At 71.0% G+C, this 20,027-nt stretch carries 21 protein-coding genes; 18 read left to right on the forward strand and 3 right to left on the reverse strand.

From position 1 onward, the window contains the following. Positions 1-253: 253 nt before the first annotated feature. The 13 genes from BM424_RS26585 to BM424_RS26645 all read left to right on the forward strand — a co-directional run bounded on the left by BM424_RS26585 (position 254) and on the right by BM424_RS26645 (position 14,012). A complete protein-coding gene (locus BM424_RS26585; protein WP_093423579.1) occupies positions 254-1,468 on the forward strand; it encodes a phosphotransferase family protein in 1,215 nt (404 codons plus the stop codon). Further along, positions 1,465-2,175: a GNAT family N-acetyltransferase gene (locus tag BM424_RS26590; RefSeq protein ID WP_093423581.1), complete on the forward strand. Its 711-nt coding sequence runs from the start codon at positions 1,465-1,467 to the stop codon at positions 2,173-2,175. The genes BM424_RS26585 and BM424_RS26590 overlap by 4 nt, the downstream gene beginning before the upstream one ends. 359 nt (positions 2,176-2,534) lie before the next feature. Continuing rightward, a complete protein-coding gene (locus BM424_RS26595; protein ID WP_093423584.1) occupies positions 2,535-2,918 on the forward strand; it encodes a hypothetical protein in 384 nt (127 codons plus the stop codon). 50 nt (positions 2,919-2,968) lie between these two features. After that, on the forward strand, positions 2,969-3,565 hold the full coding sequence (locus BM424_RS26600; protein WP_093423586.1) for a carbonic anhydrase: 597 nt from the start codon (positions 2,969-2,971) through the stop codon (positions 3,563-3,565). 89 nt (positions 3,566-3,654) lie between these two features. Next, positions 3,655-5,163 carry a SulP family inorganic anion transporter gene (locus BM424_RS26605; RefSeq protein WP_093423589.1) on the forward strand — a complete coding sequence of 503 codons (1,509 nt, stop codon included), beginning with the start codon at positions 3,655-3,657 and terminating at the stop codon, positions 5,161-5,163. Positions 5,164-5,281: 118 nt separating this feature from the next. Continuing rightward, positions 5,282-6,640 (forward strand): replication-associated recombination protein A, encoded by a 1,359-nt coding sequence (locus BM424_RS26610; protein ID WP_093423591.1) that lies wholly within the window; start codon positions 5,282-5,284, stop codon positions 6,638-6,640. A gap of 274 nt (positions 6,641-6,914) precedes the next feature. Beyond that, positions 6,915-7,877 (forward strand): 2-hydroxyacid dehydrogenase, encoded by a 963-nt coding sequence (locus tag BM424_RS26615; protein ID WP_245776157.1) that lies wholly within the window; start codon positions 6,915-6,917, stop codon positions 7,875-7,877. 194 nt (positions 7,878-8,071) lie between these two features. After that, complete coding sequence (locus tag BM424_RS26620) at positions 8,072-8,479, forward strand: DUF948 domain-containing protein (protein WP_093423596.1); 408 nt, start codon at positions 8,072-8,074, stop codon at positions 8,477-8,479. Beyond that, positions 8,476-8,760, forward strand: a complete 285-nt coding sequence (locus tag BM424_RS26625) for a hypothetical protein (protein ID WP_093423599.1) — start codon at positions 8,476-8,478, stop codon at positions 8,758-8,760. The genes BM424_RS26620 and BM424_RS26625 overlap by 4 nt, the downstream gene beginning before the upstream one ends. A 78-nt stretch (positions 8,761-8,838) precedes the next feature. Further along, positions 8,839-11,511, forward strand: coding sequence for an alanine--tRNA ligase (alaS, locus tag BM424_RS26630; RefSeq protein WP_093423601.1), 2,673 nt, complete (start codon positions 8,839-8,841; stop codon positions 11,509-11,511). Further along, positions 11,508-11,981 carry a Holliday junction resolvase RuvX gene (ruvX, locus tag BM424_RS26635; RefSeq protein ID WP_093423604.1) on the forward strand — a complete coding sequence of 158 codons (474 nt, stop codon included), beginning with the start codon at positions 11,508-11,510 and terminating at the stop codon, positions 11,979-11,981. Before alaS ends, ruvX begins: the two co-directional genes overlap by 4 nt. Then, complete coding sequence (gene mltG / locus BM424_RS26640) at positions 11,978-13,180, forward strand: endolytic transglycosylase MltG (protein ID WP_093423606.1); 1,203 nt, start codon at positions 11,978-11,980, stop codon at positions 13,178-13,180. Before ruvX ends, mltG begins: the two co-directional genes overlap by 4 nt. After that, a complete protein-coding gene (locus tag BM424_RS26645) occupies positions 13,167-14,012 on the forward strand; it encodes a shikimate dehydrogenase (RefSeq protein WP_093423609.1) in 846 nt (281 codons plus the stop codon). The genes mltG and BM424_RS26645 overlap by 14 nt, the downstream gene beginning before the upstream one ends. 151 nt (positions 14,013-14,163) lie before the next feature. Here the strand turns inward: BM424_RS26645 and BM424_RS26650 are convergent, their stop codons facing one another. The 3 genes from BM424_RS26650 to BM424_RS26660 form a co-directional block, all read right to left on the reverse strand. After that, positions 14,164-14,427, reverse strand: coding sequence for an HPr family phosphocarrier protein (locus BM424_RS26650; protein WP_093423611.1), 264 nt, complete (start codon positions 14,425-14,427; stop codon positions 14,164-14,166). A gap of 40 nt (positions 14,428-14,467) precedes the next feature. Continuing rightward, the gene (locus BM424_RS26655; RefSeq protein ID WP_093423614.1) at positions 14,468-15,721 is read right to left on the reverse strand and encodes a PTS transporter subunit EIIC; all 1,254 of its coding nucleotides are present in this window, start codon (positions 15,719-15,721) and stop codon (positions 14,468-14,470) included. A 103-nt stretch (positions 15,722-15,824) separates the two neighbouring features. After that, entirely contained in the window at positions 15,825-16,583 is a 759-nt protein-coding gene (locus BM424_RS26660) for a GntR family transcriptional regulator (RefSeq protein WP_093423615.1), read from the reverse strand. 104 nt (positions 16,584-16,687) lie between these two features. On the opposite strand from BM424_RS26660, the gene BM424_RS26665 reads away from it, so the two are divergent. From BM424_RS26665 to BM424_RS26685, 5 genes are all read left to right on the forward strand, one after another. After that, positions 16,688-17,050: a PTS sugar transporter subunit IIB gene (locus tag BM424_RS26665; protein ID WP_093423618.1), complete on the forward strand. Its 363-nt coding sequence runs from the start codon at positions 16,688-16,690 to the stop codon at positions 17,048-17,050. Continuing rightward, positions 17,047-17,502, forward strand: coding sequence for a PTS sugar transporter subunit IIA (locus BM424_RS26670; protein WP_093423620.1), 456 nt, complete (start codon positions 17,047-17,049; stop codon positions 17,500-17,502). The genes BM424_RS26665 and BM424_RS26670 overlap by 4 nt, the downstream gene beginning before the upstream one ends. Before the next feature lie 160 nt (positions 17,503-17,662). Beyond that, complete coding sequence (locus BM424_RS26675; protein ID WP_093423623.1) at positions 17,663-18,250, forward strand: prepilin peptidase; 588 nt, start codon at positions 17,663-17,665, stop codon at positions 18,248-18,250. 47 nt (positions 18,251-18,297) lie between these two features. Next, positions 18,298-19,503 (forward strand): chorismate synthase, encoded by a 1,206-nt coding sequence (gene aroC, locus BM424_RS26680; protein ID WP_093423625.1) that lies wholly within the window; start codon positions 18,298-18,300, stop codon positions 19,501-19,503. Further along, a complete protein-coding gene (locus tag BM424_RS26685) occupies positions 19,503-20,018 on the forward strand; it encodes a shikimate kinase (RefSeq protein ID WP_093423628.1) in 516 nt (171 codons plus the stop codon). The genes aroC and BM424_RS26685 overlap by 1 nt, the downstream gene beginning before the upstream one ends. Positions 20,019-20,027: the final 9 nt, after the last annotated feature.

Below are 20,027 nucleotides of genomic sequence, written 5' to 3' on the forward strand. Positions count from 1 at the left end.
AGTGGCTGCCCGGCCGGACGCGTCATCGGCGCGTCCGACCGGGCTCACTCATGTGCGGGGCGAACGCGTTTCGGCATCGGAGTTTGATCAGCGTGCAACGTTGCCGAAGCCCGCGTCCGTCAGGGTCTACGGGGCCGTGTGCGTGCGACGTTCGGAGGTGAACACGCAGCGCACACAGCGGCTGCCCGGTCGGGGGTCACTTGACCGGTCATGGCCCTGGGAATTCAGTTTGTGGGGGTAGTGTCTGGAGACGATGAGCGTGGAGATCACCACCGGCCCCCCGGAGGTCCGGGTCCCGGCCAGCACCGAGGCGACCGACACGGTCGCCACCGCAGAAGCGGTGCTGAGCAAGAGGACCGGCGCTCCGGTGCGGCTTGCCGACGCGGAGGACCTGGGCGGTAGCGACCGCTCGGTCGTGCTGCGGGTGCGGATCGCCGAATCGCCGTTCGAACTGCCGCGCACCGTGGTCGTGAAGCACTACGGAGAGTGCCCGCCGGAGGCGCGGTCCGACCCGTTCGCGCACGAGGCCGCCAGCTGCCAGCTGACCACCGCGCTCCCGCCGGAGGCGCGCGTCAGTCCCGAGCTCATCGCCCACGACGTCAACGAGCGGCTGCTCGTGCTCGAAGACCTCGGCCGCGGTTCGACCCTGGCCGACGTGCTCTTCGCCGAGGACCCGCGCGCCGCCGAGCGCGCGCTGCTCGCGTGGGCGCGGGCGCTCGGGCGCCTGCACAGCAGCACCGCCGGCTGCGCGGCCGACTTCGACGCGCTGATGCGCCGGCTGGGCGCCAAGTCCTGGACGGACCCGGTCGGCGACGACATTGTCGCCGCGGTCGGCGAGCTGCCGGAGCTGCTCAGCCAGATCCTCGGCGTCGACACGCCCCCGGAGCTGGTCGAGCGGCTCACCGCCGCGACCGAGCAGCTGGGCTCCAGCCGCTACCAGTCGTTCAGCCCGTCCGACATCTGCCCGGAGAACAGCCTGGTCACCGGCTCCAGCGGGGTGCGGTTCCTGGACTTCGAGTGGGGCTGCGTGCGCGACGTCGCGATGGACGCCGCCTACCTGCAGTACCCGTTCCCGTCCTCGTGGTGCTCCTACGCGTTACCCGACAACCTGGCGCAGAGCATGCTCGCGACGTGGCGCTCGGAGATCGCCGAGGTGTGGCCGGAGCTGGACTCCGACGAGGTGCTGCTGCCCAGGTTGTTCAACGCCCAGCTGCTGTGGGTGTGGGTCTCGACGTGGTGGTTCCTGCCGCGCACCGGCGAGACCGACCGGCCCATCGACCTGCACCAGCCCTCGCCGCGCCGCAGCACGGCGCTGGTGGACCGCTGGCGGCACCTGCGCTCGGACGCCCAGGACGCCGGTCTCGACGACGTCGCCGAGTTCGCCGACGCCGTGATCGACGCGCTGGTGGACCGCTTCGGCGCGGGCGCGCTGCACCTGCAGCCCTACCCGGCGTTCCGCACCGAGTGAGGGCCTCGGAGACCTTCGAGCTCGAGCGCGCGGCGGTGGCCACCTGGCCCGCCACGACGGTCGAACGCCGGGACGGCTGGCTGCTGCGGCACTGCCCGCTGCTGGCCCGCCGCCGCTCGAACTCGGCGCTGCCGCTGGACCCGCTCGCCGATCCCGAGGTCGTGGAGCGGTTCTACGCCGAGCGTTCGAGCCCGGCGATCGTGCAGGTCAGCCCGCTCGACGAGCGCTCGGAGCTGGACGCGTTGCTGGCCGGTCGCGGGTATCGGGCCGAGGCGTCGACGATGATCATGCGCACCGAGCGGGAGGCGCTGCTGCAGGCGTGCCCGCCGCCGTCGTTCGAGGTGCGGCTTGACGACGCGCCCGCGCCGCGGTGGCTGGCGGCGGTCGCCGACGTCGGGGGCCGCCCGGAGCCGAGTCTGGACCGGGTCCCGGCGCCCGTCGCGTTCGCCACCGCGCTGCACGGCGGTGTTCCGGTGGGCGTGGGGATGTTCGCGGTCGCCGACGGCTGGTGCGGCGTCTACGGGATGCACACCGACGCCGGCTGGCGGCGCCGCGGGGTCGCGGGTTCGCTGCTGCGCGCGGGGGCCGAGTGGGCGTCGGCCGAGCGGGTGTTCCTCCAGGTTGAAGCGGACAATTCGGTCGCGCGGAGTCGCTATGAATCGCTCGGATTCATACGTGCGCATGCATATCATTATCGGATTCGGTAGTTTTCACGTTTCTCAGGTGTTGCTCAGGTGAATAGTCCGTGGCCGGCGGTTGTCGCCCGATGCGGTTGTTCAGCTCACATTCCCGCTGCGCACCGTGAGGAACGTTGTCGCGCAGCGCAATGACAGGAGGGTTCGCCACCCGGCGACCGGGTGATTCGCGGTCCCGCCCGCGACACATTAAGGAATTCTCATTTGTTTCCGGTGGGATTCCTCCGATCCATGGCTTGCGCGCGGATGCGGGTCTTCCGATATCGTTGTGATCGAGCGCTATCGCTCGTTCTCCCCGCAACCGTCGGCGTCGCCGGAGGGGGACTCGCTGAGTCGTTTCAATCGGGCTCGTTTCAACCGGGAGGCAATCGGTGCGCGGCAGGCTGTGGCTGATCACGAGGGCAGGGGTCTTCCTGCTCTTCGGGGTCGTGCTCGCCGCCCTCGGCCCCACCGATGCTGCGCTGGCCGGTGAGGTCGGCTGCAGCGCGACGACCAGCGAGCACAAGCCCGACCCGAAGGAGCAGCGCGACAGCGAGAAGCTGCGCGAGCGGCTGCCCGGGCTGGCCACGCACCGGCGCACCCAGACCCGCCACGAGCACGACCGCGACCCGCTCCAGGGGGAGTCCCGGTGGACGGCCGCGGATTTCGCGACCCTCGTGCACGCGGCCTCTCTCCCAAATATTGGGACTGATACATACCACGCACACATCAGGCTCAGACATTCTCCGGCCGCACTGCAGGTCATGCGGCACTGATCGGCTCGGACTTCGCCTTTTCCGAGCCGATTCGACCCGGAGATTCCGAAATGAGCTTCGAGAACTTCGTGCGTCACGCACGTCGTCACCCCTCCCTGCTTTCCGCGGACCAGCGCAAGCAGCTGGCCGCCGGACAGAAGCCTTCCGCTCTGTTCATCGGATGTTCAGATTCCCGCGTGATCCCGTCCCACATCACCGGGGCTGAGCCAGGAACCTTGTTCGAACTGCGAACCGCCGGAAACGTCGTGCCGAAATACGCGCCCGACTCCGGCTCCAGCGAAATGGGCACCATCGAGTACGCGGTGCTGCAACTGGGGATCCCCGACATCATCGTGTGCGGCCACTCGCACTGCGGCGCCGTGACCGCGCTGACCGTCGCCGGCCGGGGGCTCGACCAGCTGCCCGCGCTGTGCACCTGGCTGGGGACCGACGGCCTGGTCGGAACCGACCCCGAGGACGCCGCCGTCCGCACCGAGAGCAAGCGCCACCTGCGCGCCCAGCTCGACACCCTGCGCGAGTACCCGTTCATCCGCGACCGCATCGAGGCGGGTCAGCTGCGGCTGCACGGCTGGTTCTACGAGATCGACACCGGTCTCGTGTACGTCGCGCCGCAGTCCTCGGACGACGAGGACTTCCTCCCGCTCTAAGCCCGCGCCCGCGGAACCGACGCCGGGCACCCACCGCGCAAGGGTGCCCGGCGCGGTCCCCGCTACCCGTTTTCGCCCTGGAGGGCATCGTGACCACGCAATTGCAAGACGAGTCCGCTCAGCGGACCGGGCGAAAGCCCAACGCGCCCAACACCCTCGGCGCCGACATCGCCGCCTCGCTGGTGGTGTTCCTGGTGGCCGTCCCGCTGTGCGTCGGCGTCGCCGCCGCGTCCGGCGTGCCGGTCGAGCTCGGCATCGTGACCGGCATCGTCGGCGGCATCGTCGTCGGCCTGCTGCCCGGCAGCACCATGCAGGTCTCCGGCCCGGCGGCCGGGCTCACCGTGCTGGTGGCCTCGGCCGTCAGCCAGCACGGGCTGGGCATGCTCGGCGTCATCGTGCTCGGCGCCGGGATCGTGCAGATCCTGCTCGGCGTGAGCCGGCTGGGCACCTGGTTCCGGGCCATCTCGCCGTCGGTCGTGCAGGGCATGCTCGCCGGTATCGGCCTGGTGCTGATCCTCGGCCAGGTCTACCCGGTCGGCGGCCTCGCCCAGCCCGACACGACCGCGGAGAAGTTCGGCGGCCTCGGTGGACTGGCCGTCACCATGGTCACCACGCCGCAGGGCCTGGCCGGGCTCGGCCTGGCCGTGGCCGCGCTGCTGATCATGACGGCCTGGAAGAAGTTCGCGCCCGCCTCGGTCAGCCTGGTCCCCGGGGCGCTGATCGCCGTCGTCGTCACCAGCGCCGCCGCCGCGCTGCTGGCGCTGCCGGTCAAGACCGTCGAGGTCGGTTCGCTGCTGTCGTCGCTGAACCCGCCCGCCCTGACCGACTTCGGCGCGGCCAACCTCGCCGTGCTCGGCTCGATCCTCACCTTCGCGCTGATCGCCTCCGCGGAGAGCCTGTTCAGCGCCGCCGCCGTCGACCGCATGCACGACGGGCCGAAGACGCAGTACAACAAGGAGCTCGTCGCCCAGGGCGCGGGCAACGCCGTCTGCGGCGTGTTCGGCGCGCTGCCGATGACCGCGGTGATCGTCCGCAGCTCGGCCAACGTGCAGGCGGGCGCGAAGACGAAGCTGTCCCGGATCCTGCACGGCGTCTGGCTGCTGCTGTTCGTGGTGGCGCTGCCCGGTCTGCTGGCGTTCATCCCGACCGCCGTGCTGGCCGCGCTGCTGATCCAGGCCGGCTGGAAGCTGCTGGAGCTCAAGGCCGTCGCCAAGCTGGTGCGCGAGCACCGGTCCGAGGCGTTCGTGCTGGTGCTGACCGCGGTGACGATCGTGGCCACCGACCTGCTCATCGGCACCCTGACGGGTCTGGCCGTGGCCGTGGTCAAGACCGCGATCGAGGTCTCGCGGATGTCGGTGCAGTCCGAGCACGCCGACGACCACGTCCGCGTCCAGCTCGGCGGCAACGCCACCTTCCTGCGCTTGCCGCGGCTGCTGGACCACCTGGAGGAGCTGCCCACCGGCAAACACGTGCACCTCGACCTGAGCACGGTCCGGCACCTCGACCGCGCCTGCCACCAGGCCGTCGAGAACTGGGTCGCCGAGCACCGCCGCAACAACGGCAGCGTCGAGGTCGCCATGCCCGCCAAGACCGGCTGACCGGTCCTGACCCGTCCCCCGGACGAAAACCCCGGTTTTCGCGCGACGAAAACCGGGGTTTTCGACGTCGGGGTGCGGGTGAGTGGGGGAGTCGGTGGTGGCGGGTAGCGTTCGGGGAGTGAGCGAGGGGTTGTTCGACGACGGGCTGTTCGGGGCCGAGGTCGAGGAGAAGGCCGGGGAGAAGCTGGCCGAGAACGCGCCGTTGGCGGTGCGGATGCGGCCCCGGAGTCTCGACGAGGTCGTCGGGCAGCAGCACCTGCTGGTGGCCGGTGCTCCGCTGCGGCGGCTGGTGGAGGGGGCGGCGCCCGCGTCGGTGCTGCTCTACGGGCCGCCGGGCACGGGCAAGACGACGCTGGCCAACCTCGTGTCGAAGGCGACCGGCCGCCGGTTCGCGGCGCTGTCGGCGCTGTCGTCGGGGGTGAAGGAGGTCCGGGCGGTCATCGAGGAGGCCAAGCGCCGCCTCGGCCGGTCCGGCGAGGCCACCGTGCTGTTCATCGACGAGGTGCACCGCTTCTCCAAGACCCAGCAGGACGCGCTGCTGGGCGCGGTCGAGGACCGGACCGTGCTGCTGGTGGCCGCGACCACCGAGAACCCGTACTTCTCCGTGGTGGCGCCGCTGCTGTCGCGGTCGCTGGTGCTGCAGCTGCGCAGCCTCGACGACGACGACATCCGCTCGCTGCTGCGCCGCGCCGTCTCCGAGGAGCGCGGCCTGGGCGGCGAGATCGGCATGTCGGAGGACGCCGAGAACCACCTGGTCGCGCTGGCCGAGGGCGATGCCCGCCGCGCGCTGACGGCGCTGGAGGCCGCGGCCGAGTCGGCGATGTCCAACGGCGCCGAGGAGATCGACCTGGCCACGGTGGAATCCACGGTGGACCGCGCCGCCGTGCTCTACGACCGGGGCGGCGATCAGCACTACGACGTGACCAGCGCGTTCATCAAGTCCATCCGCGGCTCCGACGTCGACGCCGCGCTGCACTACCTGGCCCGGATGGTCGAGGCGGGCGAGGATCCGCGCTTCATCGCCCGGCGCCTGGTCGTGCACGCCAGCGAGGACATCGGCATGGCCGACCCGACCGCGCTGCAGACCGCCGTGGCCGCGGCTCAGGCCGTGCAGCTCATCGGCATGCCGGAAGGCCGGCTGGCCCTGGCCCAGGCCACCATTCACCTGGCCACGGCCCCGAAGTCGAACGCCGTGATAGCGGCCATCAACGAGGCGATGGGCGACGTCCGCGCGGGCAAGGGCGGTCCCGTCCCACCCCACCTCAGGGACGGCCACTACGCGGGCGCGGAGAAGCTCGGCAACGCCAAGGGCTACCGCTACCCCCACGACAAGCCGGAAGGCGTCCTGGCCCAGCAGTACCCGCCGGAGTCCCTGGTGGGCCGGGACTACTACAACCCGACCCCGCGCGGCGCGGAACGCGCCCTCCACGAACGCGTGCCGAAGCTCCGCACGATCATCCGCGACGGGGATCAGTGATCTCTCATTCCCGGGTACCGCTCGGTTCCCGGGACGGGGAAGTTTTCATGAAAACTGCCACCCCCTCAGGTCACGACAGTTTTCATGAAAACTTCTTCACCCTCGGGAGACGTGACGTGGGGACCGGTGGTGGGATGACCTGGGGCTTCGCGTTGGGAGGGTGCGAAGTTTTCATGAAAACTTCCCCGTCCTCCGGGACGTGAGGTGGGGGATGGGGGACGTGGTTCGGGGGAGGTTTTCATGAAAACCTCCCCACCGAGTGAGGGAGGTCGATGTGAGCAGAGTCGTGGTGACCCGGACGATCCCGGAGCCCGCGGTCGCCGTGCTGCGGGAGGTCGCCGAGGTCGAGGTCTGCGATCAGGACCGGCCGCTGACCCCCGACGAGCTGCGCGAGGCGGTTCGCGGGGCCGATGGGGTGGTCGCGATGCTGCACGACCGGATCGACTCCGCGTTCGTCGACGCCGCTGGTGAGCAGCTCAAGGTCGTGGCCAACGTGGCCGTCGGCTACGACAACGTCGACGTCCCGGCCGTCACCGGGCGCGGCGTCGCGGTCACCAACACGCCCGGCGTGCTCACCGACGCCACCGCCGACCTGGCCTTCGGACTGCTGCTGTCGGTGACCCGCCGCCTCGGCGAGGGCGAGCGGCTGCTGCGCTCCCGCACGCCCTGGAACTTCCACCTCGGCTTCATGCTGGGCACCGGCCTGCAGGGCAAGACCCTCGGCGTCTACGGGCTCGGCGGCATCGGCCAGGCCGTGGCCCGGCGAGCCCGGGCGTTCGGCATGCACATCGCCTACACCGGGCGCCGCCGCGCCGCGCAGGAGATCGAGACCGAGCTCGACGCCCGCTACCTCTCCCACGACGAGCTGCTGCGCACCGCCGACGTGCTGACGCTGCACTGCCCGCTCACCGAGGACACCCGGCACCTCATCGACGAGGCCGCGCTGGCCGCGATGAAGCCCACCGCGATCCTGGTCAACACCAGCCGAGGACCCGTCGTCGACGAGAAGGCCCTGGCCAGGGCCCTGGCGGAGGGTGAGATCGCGGGCGCGGCGCTGGACGTGTTCGAGCAGGAGCCGCAGGTCGAGCCCGGTCTGCTGGATCTCGACAACGTCGCCCTCGCCCCGCACCTGGGCTCGGCGACCACCGAGACGCGCACCGCGATGGCCGAGCTCGCCGCGCGCAACGTCGCGGCCGTCCTGGCCGGTCAGCCGCCGCTGACCCCGGTCACCGCGTGATCAACCGGTCACCGCATCGATACCTCCTCGCCGGGCCCGTTCCGGGACGTGCCGAAAACGCCCGCACCTGCGGCTCGACCCGGCGGACCGGGTGCTTGTGGCCGCCGCGCACACCGGTAACCTGGCGCACGATCAACGAACCGGGCTCTCGTCCGGGTTCGACAAGGACATGACGTGGACAAACGGGAGGGCACGTGACGCCCACGCAGATCGCCGCGCTGATCGTCGCCGGAGCGTTCGTGCTGCTGGTCCTGCTGCTGGCGGTGCCGCTGATCAAGCTCGGCAAGACCTTGGACGAGGCGAGCACCGCCATCAAGAAGGCGCAGGAGAACAGCGACCCGATCTTCACCGGCGCGAACACCACCATCACGCACGTCAACACGCAGCTGGAGCGCGTGGACGGCATCACCTCCAACGCCAAGACCATCAGCGGCAACGTCTCGGCGTTGTCCTCGCTGTTCACGGCTACACTGGGTGGTCCGTTGGTGAAGACGGCGGCGTTCTCCTACGGCGTCAGCAAGGCGCTGAAGGCCCGCCGCAAGCGCAAGCAGGAACCGACCGGACGGCACTTCCGCCGCAAGAACAAAGGGGTGCGCAAGTGAGGCGCCTTTTCTGGTTCGGCGCGGGCATCGCAGCCGGAGTCGCGCTGACCCGCAAGGTCAACGAGACCGCGCGCAAGGCGACCCCGACCGGCGCCGCTGAACAGATCGGCGGCGCGATGCGGGAGCTCGCCGGAGCCGTCGGCTCGTTCGGGGCCGACGTGCGCGCCGGGATGCAGGAGCGGGAAGAAGAGCTGCAGGATGTGGTCGCGGAAGCGGGCCAGGTCCGCCGGATAGCGGCCGAGAGCGACGCCGAGCGGCGAGCTCGCCGGGCGGGCCGCTGACGCTGGCGCCCGCTCGCGCCGCCGCCGCCCGCCGACACCGACAGCCGTGTCCGTGACCGACCTTCCCAAGGACTCCCAGTGCAGACCCACGAGATCAACCACCGGTTCACCGAGCACTTCAAGGGCCGCGGCCACGCGGTCGTGCCCAGCGCGTCGCTGATCCTCGACGACCCGACGCTGCTGTTCGTCAACGCGGGCATGGTGCAGTTCAAGCCCTACTTCCTGGGCGAGGCCCCGGCCCCGTACCCGCGGGCGACCAGCATCCAGAAGTGCGTGCGCACCGGTGACATCGACGAGGTCGGCAAGACCACCCGGCACAACACGTTCTTCCAGATGGCGGGCAACTTCTCCTTCGGCGATTACTTCAAAGAAGGCGCCATGCAGAACGCGTGGGAGCTGCTGACGAAGTCGGAGGCCGACGGCGGCTACGGCATCGACCCGGAGCGGCTGTGGGTGACGGTCTTCGAGAAGGACGACGAGGCCGCCGGGCTGTGGCAGAAGGTCTGCGGGATCCCGCCGGAGCGCATCCAGACTCGCGACGCCAAGGACAACTACTGGGACATGGGCGTGCCCGGTCCCGGCGGTCCCTGCTCGGAGATCTACTACGACCGCGGCCCGGAGTACGGCAAGGAGGGCGGTCCGGTCGTCGACGAGGACCGCTACATCGAGATCTGGAACCTGGTGTTCATGCAGGACATCAGGGGTGAGCTCCCGCCGAAGGACGGGCACCCGCCGATCGGCGAGCTGCCCACCAAGAACATCGACACCGGCATGGGCGTCGAGCGCGTGGCCTGCCTGCTGCAGGGCGTGGAGAACGTCTACGAGACCGACCTGGTCCGCCCGGTGATCGCCAAGGCCGAGGAGCTCTCCGGCCGCCGCTACGGCGCCACCCACGAGGACGACGTGCGGTTCCGCGTCATCGCCGACCACGCGCGCTCCGGCGTGATGCTCATCGGCGACGGCGTCACCCCCGGCAACGAGGCCCGCGGCTACGTGCTGCGCCGCCTGCTGCGCCGCATCGTGCGCTCCACCCGCCTGCTGGGCGTGCAGGAGCCGGTGCTGGGCGAGTTCGCGAAGGTCGTGCGCGACGCGATGTCGCCGAGCTACCCGGAGCTGGTCACCGAGTTCGACCGCATCGACTCGGTGATGCGCAACGAGGAGGACGCCTTCCTGTCGACGCTGACCGCCGGGTCGAAGATCTTCGACATGGCCGTCACCGACCTGAAGAAGTCCGGTGGCAAGACCCTGGCCGGGGACAAGGCGTTCCAGCTGCACGACACCTACGGGTTCCCGATCGACCTGACCCTGGAGATGGCCTCCGAGCAGGGGCTGTCGGTGGACGAGCAGGGCTTCCGGGACCTGATGGCCGAGCAGCGCCGCCGCGCGAAGGAGGACGCCAAGGCCCGCAAGACCGGCCACGGCGACCTGTCGACCTACCGCGCGCTGCTCGACCAGCACGGCACCACCGAGTTCATCGGCTACACCGACCTGCAGGCGCACAGCCGGGTGCTGGGCCTGCTCGTCGACGGTCAGCCGGCCTCCCGCGCCTCGGCCGGGACCGAGGTGGAGCTGGTGCTGGACCGCACCCCGTTCTACGCCGAGGGCGGTGGCCAGATCGCCGACACCGGCAAGCTGGTCGGCCCGGGCGTCGCGGTCGAGGTGCACGACGTGCAGCGCAGCGTGCCCGGACTGTTCGTGCACCGCGCGAAGGTCCTGGAGGGCGAGCTGGGCGTGGACACCACGCTGGAGTCCGCGGTCGACGCGAACCGCCGCCACGCCATCGAGCGCTCCCACTCCGCGACGCACCTGGTGCACGCGGCGGTGCGCAGCGCCTACGGCAAGCGGGCCGCGCAGGCCGGTTCGCTGAACTCGCCGGGCCGGATGCGCTTCGACTTCACGGTCCCGTCGGCGGTGTCGGCGGACGTGCTGGCCGGGGTCGAGGAAGAGGTCAACGACTACCTGCAGACCGACGTCGAGGTCAACGCCTACACCACCAGCATGGACCGGGCCATGGAGCTCGGGGCGATGGCGCTGTTCGGCGAGAAGTACGGCGATCAGGTACGAGTGGTCGACATGGGCGACTACTCCCGCGAGCTCTGCGGTGGCACGCACGTGCCGCGCATCGGCAGGCTCGGCGTGGTCAAGCTCGTCTCGGACTCCTCGGTGGGCTCGGGCGTGCACCGCGTCGAGGCGCTGGTGGGCATGGACGCGATGCGCCACATCAGCAAGGAGCACCTGCTGGTCAACCAGCTCGCCGAGCAGTTCAAGGTGCCCGCCGAGGAGCTGCCCGAGCGCATCCAGGGCGTGGTGTCGCGGCTGCGCAACGCCGAGAAGGAGCTGGCGCAGCTGCGCATCTCCCAGGTGCTCAACTCGGCGGGCGAGCTCGCCGACAAGGGCACCGACGTGCACGGCGTGACGGTGGTGGCCGAGCAGGTCCCGGACGGCGTGGACGGCAACGCGCTGCGCGCGCTGGCCGGGGAGATCCGCGGCCGCCTGGGCTCGCGCCCGTCGGTGGTGGCGCTGTTCTCGGCCGACGAGGGCAAGGTGAGCTTCGTGGTCGGCGTCAACGACGCGGCCCGCGACCAGGGGATCGCGGCGGGCAAGCTGGTGCCCACCTTCGCCGCGGAGGTCGGCGGACGCGGCGGCGGCAAGCCCGACATGGCTCAGGGCGGCGGCTCGAACCCGGCCGGCATCACCGCGGCGATCGGTGCCCTGCGCACCGGTGTCGACCAGGTGGTGGCTGGCGGGTGAGCGAGCACCAGCAGGCGGACCCCGGTCCGGGACGTCGGCTCGGTGTCGACGTCGGCGCGGTCCGGGTGGGTGTCGCGTTGAGCGATCCCGCACCGATGCTGGCGACCCCGCTGGAGACGTTGCGGAGGGACGAGGAAGGCGGCAGCGATCTCGCCAAGATCGCCGACCTCGTCTCCGAGCACGACGTGGTGGAGATCGTGATCGGCCTGCCCAAGACGCTGGCAGGCCACCACGGTTCCGCCGCGGAGATCGCGCAGGCCTACGGGGCGGCGCTGGTCGAGAAGGTCGCGCCGGTGCCGGTGCGATTTCACGACGAGCGGTTGACCACCGTGACGGCCAGCCGGAAGCTGTCGAAACGCGGCGTGCGGGGGAAGAAGCAGCGCGCCGTCGTGGACCAGGCGGCTGCGGTGGAGATCTTGCAGGCATATCTGGACGGCCGGGGGACCAAGACACGAGAGGAACTCCCGTGACCGACGATCTCGGACTGTTCGCGGACGAGCCCGGGGAACACCGGCGGCGGCGACACGACCCCGATCGCTTCCGCCGCCGCAAACGACGCCGGTGGGTGACCGCGCTGGCGGGACTGTTCGTCCTGCTGCTGGTCGGCGGTGGTGTCGGCTACGGAGCCATGCAGATCATGCAGATCGGCTCCTACGAGGACTACGACGGCGAGGGCACCGGCAGCGTCGTCATCGAGGTTGCCTCCGGTGACACCGTCGGCGACATCGGCAAGACCCTGTCGGAGAAGGACGTGGTGGCCAGCACGAAGGCCTTCACCGCGGCCTCCGCCGAGAACAAGCAGATCAACTCGATCCAGCCCGGCTACTACCTGATGCGCAGCAAGATGTCGGGGCAGGCCGCGGTCAACCACATCCTGTCCGAGGACGCGAAGGTGGGCCGGGTTGACATCCGCGGCGGCATGCGGCTGGAGGACCAGGCGGCGCCCAACGGCGGCAACACGCCGGGCATCCTGACCAGGCTCGCCGAGGCGACGTGCACGAACAAGAACGAGAAGTGCACGACGTCGGAGGAGATGCACAAGGCCGCCGAGACGGCGGACCTGGCGTCGCTGGGCGTGCCGGACTGGGCATTGGCCGACGCGTCGAAGGCCGAGCCGCGCCGTCGGCTGGAAGGCCTGATCATGCCGGGCATCTACGACGTCAAGCCGGGTGAGTCGGCGGAGAACGTGCTGCGCGACGTGGTCACCAAGTCGGCGGCGCAGCTGGAGGCCGCGGGCCTGCCGAAGCTGGCCGACAACACCGGGCACTCGCCGTACGAGGTCATGATCATCGCGTCGCTGACGCAGAGCGAGGGCCTGGCCAAGGACTTCCCGCGGGTCGCCCGGGTCATCGAGAACCGGCTCGGCCAGCCCGCGATGAAGCTGGGCCTGGACTCGACGATCAACTACCCGCTGGACAAGCCGACGCTGCTGACCAACAGCTCCGACCGGCAGCGCCCCGGCCCGTACAACACCTACCTGAACTACGGGCTGCCGCCGACGCCGATCTCGGCGTTCAGCAAGGAGGCGCTGCAGGCGGCGGAGCAGCCGGCCGAGGGCGAGTGGCGCTACTTCGTGAAGTGCTACCCGGACGGCACCTCCTGCTTCGCCGAGAACCAGGAGCAGCACGACGCCTACATCAAGGAAGCGCAGGCACGTGGCGCGTTCTGATCAGCGGAAGGCGGCGGTGCTCGGCCAGCCGGTCGAGCACTCGCTGTCCCCGGTCCTGCACGGCGCCGCCTACGACGCGCTGGGTCTGCCCTGGACCTACGAGCGCGTCGAGGCGGACGCCGAGCGGCTGGTGAGCTTCGTCGGCGGCCTCGGCCCGGAGTGGGCCGGGCTGTCGGTGACGATGCCGGGCAAGCGCGCGGCGCTGCGGATCGCCGACGAGGTCACCGCGCGCGCCGAGGCGGTGGGCGCGGCGAACACGCTGGTGCACCGCGCCGACGGCGGCTGGTTCGCCGACTGCACCGATGTGGACGGTGTCGTCGGGGCGCTGCGCGTGGCGGGCGGTTTCACCGCCGGGCGCACCGGGCTGATCCTGGGCGCGGGCGGCACGGCGGTGGCGACGCTGGCGGCGTTCGCCGACCTAGGGCTGTCCGAGGCGACGCTGGCGGTGCGCGAGCCCGCCAGGGCGTCGGAGGCGCTGGAGGCGGCGGAGCGGATCGGCCTGCGGGTGCGGGTCGAGCGGCTCGACTCGATCAACCTCGCCGACGCCGCGACCGCCCACGACGTGGTCGTCTCGACGCTCCCGGCGGGAGCGGTGGACCCGCACGCGGCGGACCTGGCCAAGGCGCCCTGCGTGCTCGACGTCGTCTACCACCCGTGGCCGACGCCGCTGGCCGAGGCGGTCCGCGCGACCGGCGGGCGGCTGGCCACCGGGCTGGACATGCTGCTGCACCAGGCCTTCGGCCAGGTCGAGCACTTCACCGGCGAACCCGCCCCCCGCGCTGCCATGCGCGACGCCCTCAGCGCGGCCACCGGGCACTCCCTGCCCCTGTAGCGGGCAGTTTTAGCCATAACTGTCCCGGAGTGATGTCCGATATGTCCGGACAGTTATGGCTAAAACTGTCCCCTCGCGACGACCGCTCCACGCAGCGACGGCGGCGCCTCCCCGGTGGGAAGCGCCGCCGTCGTCGCAGTGCGAAGGGGGTTCAGTCCATGTCGGTGGCGACGAGCTTGGCGACCTCGTCGAGCGCGGCCTCCGCGCCCTCGCCCTCGGCGGCCAGGATGACCTCGTCGCCGTGCGAGGCGCCCAGGGTCATCAGGCCGAGGATGCTGCCCGCTTCGACCGGCTCGGCGCCCTCCTTGCGGATCGTGATCACCACCGGCTGAGCAGCGGCGGTCTTGGCCAGCAGAGCAGCGGGGCGAGCGTGGATCCCGACCTTGCTCGCCACGGTGACCCGTCGTTCAGACATGTCTCTCCTCCATCGGGGGCGGGAACCGACCCGCACCGCCTCACTTCTTCTCCGGGGCCGGCGCGTCCCCACCGGCATTATCCGCATCGGCCGAGGCGTTGTCGTCCTCCTCGCGACCCGGGGTGCGGAGGTTCCACTTGGTGATGACGAACCGGAACACCACGTAGTAGATGACCGCGTAGCCCAGGCCGATCGGGATCAGCCAGATCGAGCCCTTCGAGATGCCGAAGTTGAGCACGTAGTCGATGGCACCGGCCGAGAACCCGAAGCCGGAGTGGATGTCGAGGGCGTTGACCAGCGCCATCGAGGATCCGGTGAGCACCGCGTGGATCAGCAGCAGCGGCCACGCGACGAAGATGAACGAGAACTCCAGCGGCTCGGTGACACCGGTCAGGAACGAGGTCAGCGCGACCGAGATCATCACGCCGCCGACGACCTTGCGCTGCTCCGGCTTGGCCGACTGCCAGATCGCCAGGGCCGCGGCCGGCAGGGCGAACATGAAGATCGGGAAGAACCCGGTCATGAAGGTGCCCGCGGTCGGGTCGTGCTCGAAGAACCGGTTGATGTCGCCCTTGACGCCGTGGTAGTCGCCGAAGAGGAACCACACCACGTTGTTCGGGATGTGGTGCAGGCCGAACGGCAGCAGCAGCCGGTTGATCACGCCGTAGAGCCCGCCGCCGATGACGGCCTGCTGGGTGACCGCGTCGGAGAAGGCGGTCAGCACCGCGTCGAACAGCGGGAACAGCAGGCCCATGATCACGCCGACGACCAGCATCGACACCGCGGTCACGATCGGCACGAACCGCCTGCCGCCGAAGAAGCCCAGGTAGTCGGGCAGCTTGATGCGGTGGTACCGCTGCCACAGCCAGGCCGCGACGAGACCGGCGACGATGCCGCCGAGCACGCCGTAGGGGCTCTTGTTGAACGAGGTGCCCTCCTCGGTGCCGGCGATCTCGGTGAGCACGCCGTGCAGCACCAGGTAACCGACCGCGCCGGACAGCGCCGTCGACCCGTCGGCCTTCTTGGCGAACCCGATCGCGACACCGATCGCGAACAGCAGCGGGAGGTAGTCGAACAGCGCGCCACCGGCCGCTCCGATGACCCCGGCGACCGGCTGCAGCCAGGTCAGCGACGCGCCCAGGCCCTCGCTGCCGAGCAGGTCCTCCTGGCCGAGCCGCTGCAGCAGCGCTGCCGCGGGCAGCACCGCGATCGGCAGCATCAGGCTGCGGCCGATGCGCTGGAGTTGCGCGAGCCCTCTGTTGCTCCCCTTCGCCTTGGCGGCGCTGGAACTCATCGGTTACCTCCTGGATCACCGGGCTTGGGTTGGTCACCTGGGGTTCGGAAGATCATGGCAAAACGAGGTGCGTGGTGGTGCTGTTTCGTCTGGTTCTCGCCTGCTACTCGCCCGGATCGCGGTCGAGCTGCATGGTCACCTGATATCGATCGCCGCGGTACCAGGAGGTCATGTCCTCCACCGGACGTCCGCGCGCGGTGGAGATCCGCCGGAACACCAGCACCGAGCCGCCGGAGCGCAGCCCCAGCAGCCGGGCGGTCTCGGCGTCGGCGTCGTCGGCGAGCACGGTCTGCGTGCCCGACTCCAGCCGCAGCCCGTAGCGCCGGGCCAGCAGCGTGTACAGCGAGTCGGTGAGGTCCTGGTCGAGCAGGTCCGGCGCGGCCTGCGGGTGGTACCAGCCGCGCTCCACCGCCATCGGCACCCCGTCGGCCTTGCGCAGCCGGAACAGCCAGTGCGCCGGTTCGTCGGGGCCGAGGCCCAGGGCGCGCGCGGTGGCCGGGGGAGGGACGGCTTCGGCGGCGTCGAGCAGCACGGTCTCGGGGTGCATGCCGCGGCGGCGCATGTCCTCGGTGAACGAGGCCAGGTGCAGCTGCCAGTCGATCCGCGGGCGCGTGGTGAAGGTGCCCTTGCCGCGCACCCGCACCAGCAGTCCTTCGGTGACCAGCTGGCCGATGGCCTCGCGCACGGTCAGCCGGGAGACGCCGTAGCGCACCGCCAGGTCGCGCTCCGAGGGAACCGCGGCGCCGTGCGGGAGTTCCTCGCCGGCCAGCTCGCGCAGGATCTCCCGCAGCTGCGCGTGCTTGGGCATCGGCCCGTCGGGCAGCGCGGGGGTGCGCTGGGGAGAATTCGGTTCCTCTCCCATGGCGCCTCCTGCCGTGTCACCCTGACGTGAACTCGCCGCCGGTTCGGATGAGAACCGTGACCGTTCGTTGGTACTGTCCGGTCTAAACCAGTTGGTTGCGAAGAATGCGCCGTCATGCGATCAGGTGTCAACATGGCTCGGTTTTCGTTGCCGCATCGACATCACGTGGCGCAAGATCGTCGCGTCGCGGTGGTCGAGCCGCGGCGGCGGAAGCACGAAGGGAGCACGTGGTGGCTCAGGACAAGGCCGAGGCGATCCTCTCCGCGCTGGGCGGCGGGGACAACATCGTCGAGATCGAGCCGTGCATCACGCGGCTGCGCTGCGAGGTCGAGGACGGCTCGAAGGTCGACGAGGCGGGCCTCAAGGCCGCCGGCGCGCACGGCGTGATGCTGCAGGGCGAGGTCGTGCAGGTCGTGGTCGGACCGGAGGCGGACACGCTGGCCGGCGACATCGAGGACCTGATGTGAGCACCGAGGTCGGCAGCCCGGTCGCGGGTCTCACCGCGGCGCTCAGCGATGTCCCGGACCCGGTGTTCTCGCAGGCCATGGTGGGTCCCGGCCTGGCGGTCAAGCCCTCCGGCGGCGAGGGCGACGCGGTCGCCCCGGTGGCGGGCAAGGTCGTGACGCTGCACCCGCACGCGTTCGTCGTCGCCGCCGACGACGGTGGTGCGGTGCTGGTGCACCTGGGCATCGACACGGTCAAGCTCAAGGGCGAGGGGTTCACGCTGCACGTCGCCAAGGGCGACGTGGTCGAGGCCGGGCAGAAGATCATCACCTGGAACCCGACGGAGATCGAGGCCCAGGGCTACTCCTCGATCTGCCCCGTCGTGGCGCTGGAAGCCGCGGCGGAATCCCTCGCGGATCTCCGCGAGGACACCCAGGTCTTGGCAGGGGAGCACCTCTTCCGCCTCGAAGCGTGAGACCGAGGACAGTTTTAGCCATAATCACCCATGATCAATGTCCGTTTTGCCCGGACAATTATGGCTAAAACTGTCCCCCTGCCCGGAAGGGCTCCCAACACGCGCCCCTCCACCCATCACCTCCACGGCCCGAGGCCGGGACGAGGGCAGTGTGCGAGGGATGAGCGCGTTGTTCTGGGGCGTGGCGGGGGTTCTCGCCGGACGAGTCGGCCGCCGGTGGCTCGGGAGGCTTCCGCGCGGGGTGCTGGTGCGGGCGGGGTGGTGCGAGGCCGCGGTCGCGTGCGCGTGGGCGGTGACCGCCCTCCGCGAGCCGCCGTGGTGGTGGATGCCGCTGTCGCTGCTGGTGGGCTGGGGTGCGGTTCTGCTCGGTGCCTGTGACCTGCGGGTCCGGCGGCTTCCCGACGTGCTGACGCTCCCGGCCTATCCGGCCGTGGCCGTGCTGGTCGGCCTGGCCGCCGCGCACCGGCCGGGTGTCGTGCTCGGTTCGGTGGCCGGGCTCGCGCTCTTCGGCGGCACGTACCTGCTGGTGCGGCTGGTGGTTCCGGCCGCGATGGGCGGCGGTGACGTCAAGCTCGCCGGAGCCCTCGGGATGGCGGTCGGGGCCGTATCGGTCCAGTCCGCGGTCGCGGTGATGGTCGCGGCGGCGGTGTTGACGCTGGTGGCCGCCCTGGCGCGGCGCACGCGGGCGGTCCCGCACGGTCCGGCGATGCTGCTGCCGTCCTGGCTGGTGACGCTGAGCGGCCCGTGACCCACCCGGTCGGGTTCCCCCAGGGCAGAGCGTGGCAGGATCTAAGTGTGTTGCGCTGGATGACCGCTGGAGAATCGCACGGCCCCGCCCTCGTCGCGGTGCTGGAAGGCATGGTGGCCGGGGTCGAGGTGACCTCGACCGAGATCGCGACCCAGCTGGAGCGCCGCAAGCTCGGCTTCGGCCGCAGCCCGCGGATGAACTTCGAGGCCGACGAGCTCGAGATCATCGGCGGTGTCCGGCACGGACGCACCCAGGGCGGCCCGATCGCGGTGCGCATCGGCAACACCGAGTGGCCCAAGTGGGAACAGGTCATGGCCGCCGACCCGGTCGACGAGGACGTGCTGGCCGGGCTCGCCCGCAACGAGCCGCTCACCCGCCCGCGCCCCGGCCACGCCGACATCGCCGGGATGCAGAAGTACGGCTTCGACGAGGCCCGCCCGGTCCTGGAGCGCGCCAGCGCCCGCGAGACCGCCGCGCGCGTGGCCGTCGGCACCGTCGCCCGCCAGTTCCTGCGCCAGCTGCTCGGCGTCGAGATCGTCAGCCACGTGGTCAGCCTCGGCGGCGTCGACGCCACCGGCGAGACCCTGCCCGGCCCGGACGACCTGGCCGCCATCGACGAGAACCCGGTGCGCGCCTTCGGCGACGACGCCACCGAGCGGATGATGGCCGAGGTCGACGCGGCCAAGAAGGACGGCGACACCCTCGGCGGCGTCGTCGAGGTCATCGCCTACAACCTGCCGCCGGGCATCGGCTCGCACGTGCACTGGGACCGCAAGCTCGACGCCCGGCTGGCCGGTGCGCTGATGAGCGTCCAGGCGGTCAAGGGCGTGGAGATCGGCGAGGGCTTCGCCAACGCCCACCGCCGCGGCAGCGCCGCGCACGACGAGATCTACCCCGACCAGGGCGTCAACTGGGTCCGCCGCGCCAGCAACCGCGCCGGTGGCCTCGAAGGCGGCATCACCAACGGCGAGCCGCTGATCGTGCGCGCCGCCAAGAAGCCCATCTCCAGCCTGCCGCGCGCGCTGGCCACCGTGGACATGGAGACCGGCGAGCCCGCGCAGGCGATGCACCAGCGCTCCGACATCACCGCCGTGCCGCGCGCCGCCGTGGTCGCCGAGACGATGGTGGCGCTGGTGCTGGCCGAGGCCGCGCTGGAGAAGTTCGGCGGCGACTCGCTGCCGGAGACCCGCCGCAACGTCGAGGGCTACCTGGCCTCGCTGCGCGAGCGCGCGGAGAAGCGGCAGGTGCGGTGATGGCGCCGCGCGCGATCGTGATCGGCCCGCCCGGCGCGGGCAAGACCACCATCGGCCGGATGCTCGCCGAGCGCCTCGACGTGCGGTTCCGCGACACCGACGCCGACGTGGTGGCGAGCACGGGCCGCGAGATCTCCGACATCTTCGCCAACGACGGCGAACCCGCCTTCCGCGCGCTGGAGGAGCAGGCCGTCGACACCGCGCTGCACGAGCACGACGGCGTGCTGGCGCTGGGCGGGGGAGCGGTGCTCTCCGAGCTGACCCGCAAGCGGCTGGCCGGGCACCCGGTGGTGTTCCTGTCGGTCGGGCTGGCCGAGGGCGCTCGCCGGGTGGGCCTGTCCGCGGCGCGCCCGCTGCTGGCCGGGGTCAACCCGCGCGCCACCTTCAAGGCGCTGCTCGACGAGCGGCTGCCGATCTACCGCTCGGTGGCCGCCGTGGAGGTCGCCACCGACGAGCTGGAGCCCGCCGCCGTCGTCGATCGGGTCGTCGACGACCTCGCGGCGCTGTCCCACTGAACAACCCCT

Source organism: Saccharopolyspora flava (genome assembly GCF_900116135.1).
GTDB lineage: Bacteria > Actinomycetota > Actinomycetes > Mycobacteriales > Pseudonocardiaceae > Saccharopolyspora > Saccharopolyspora flava.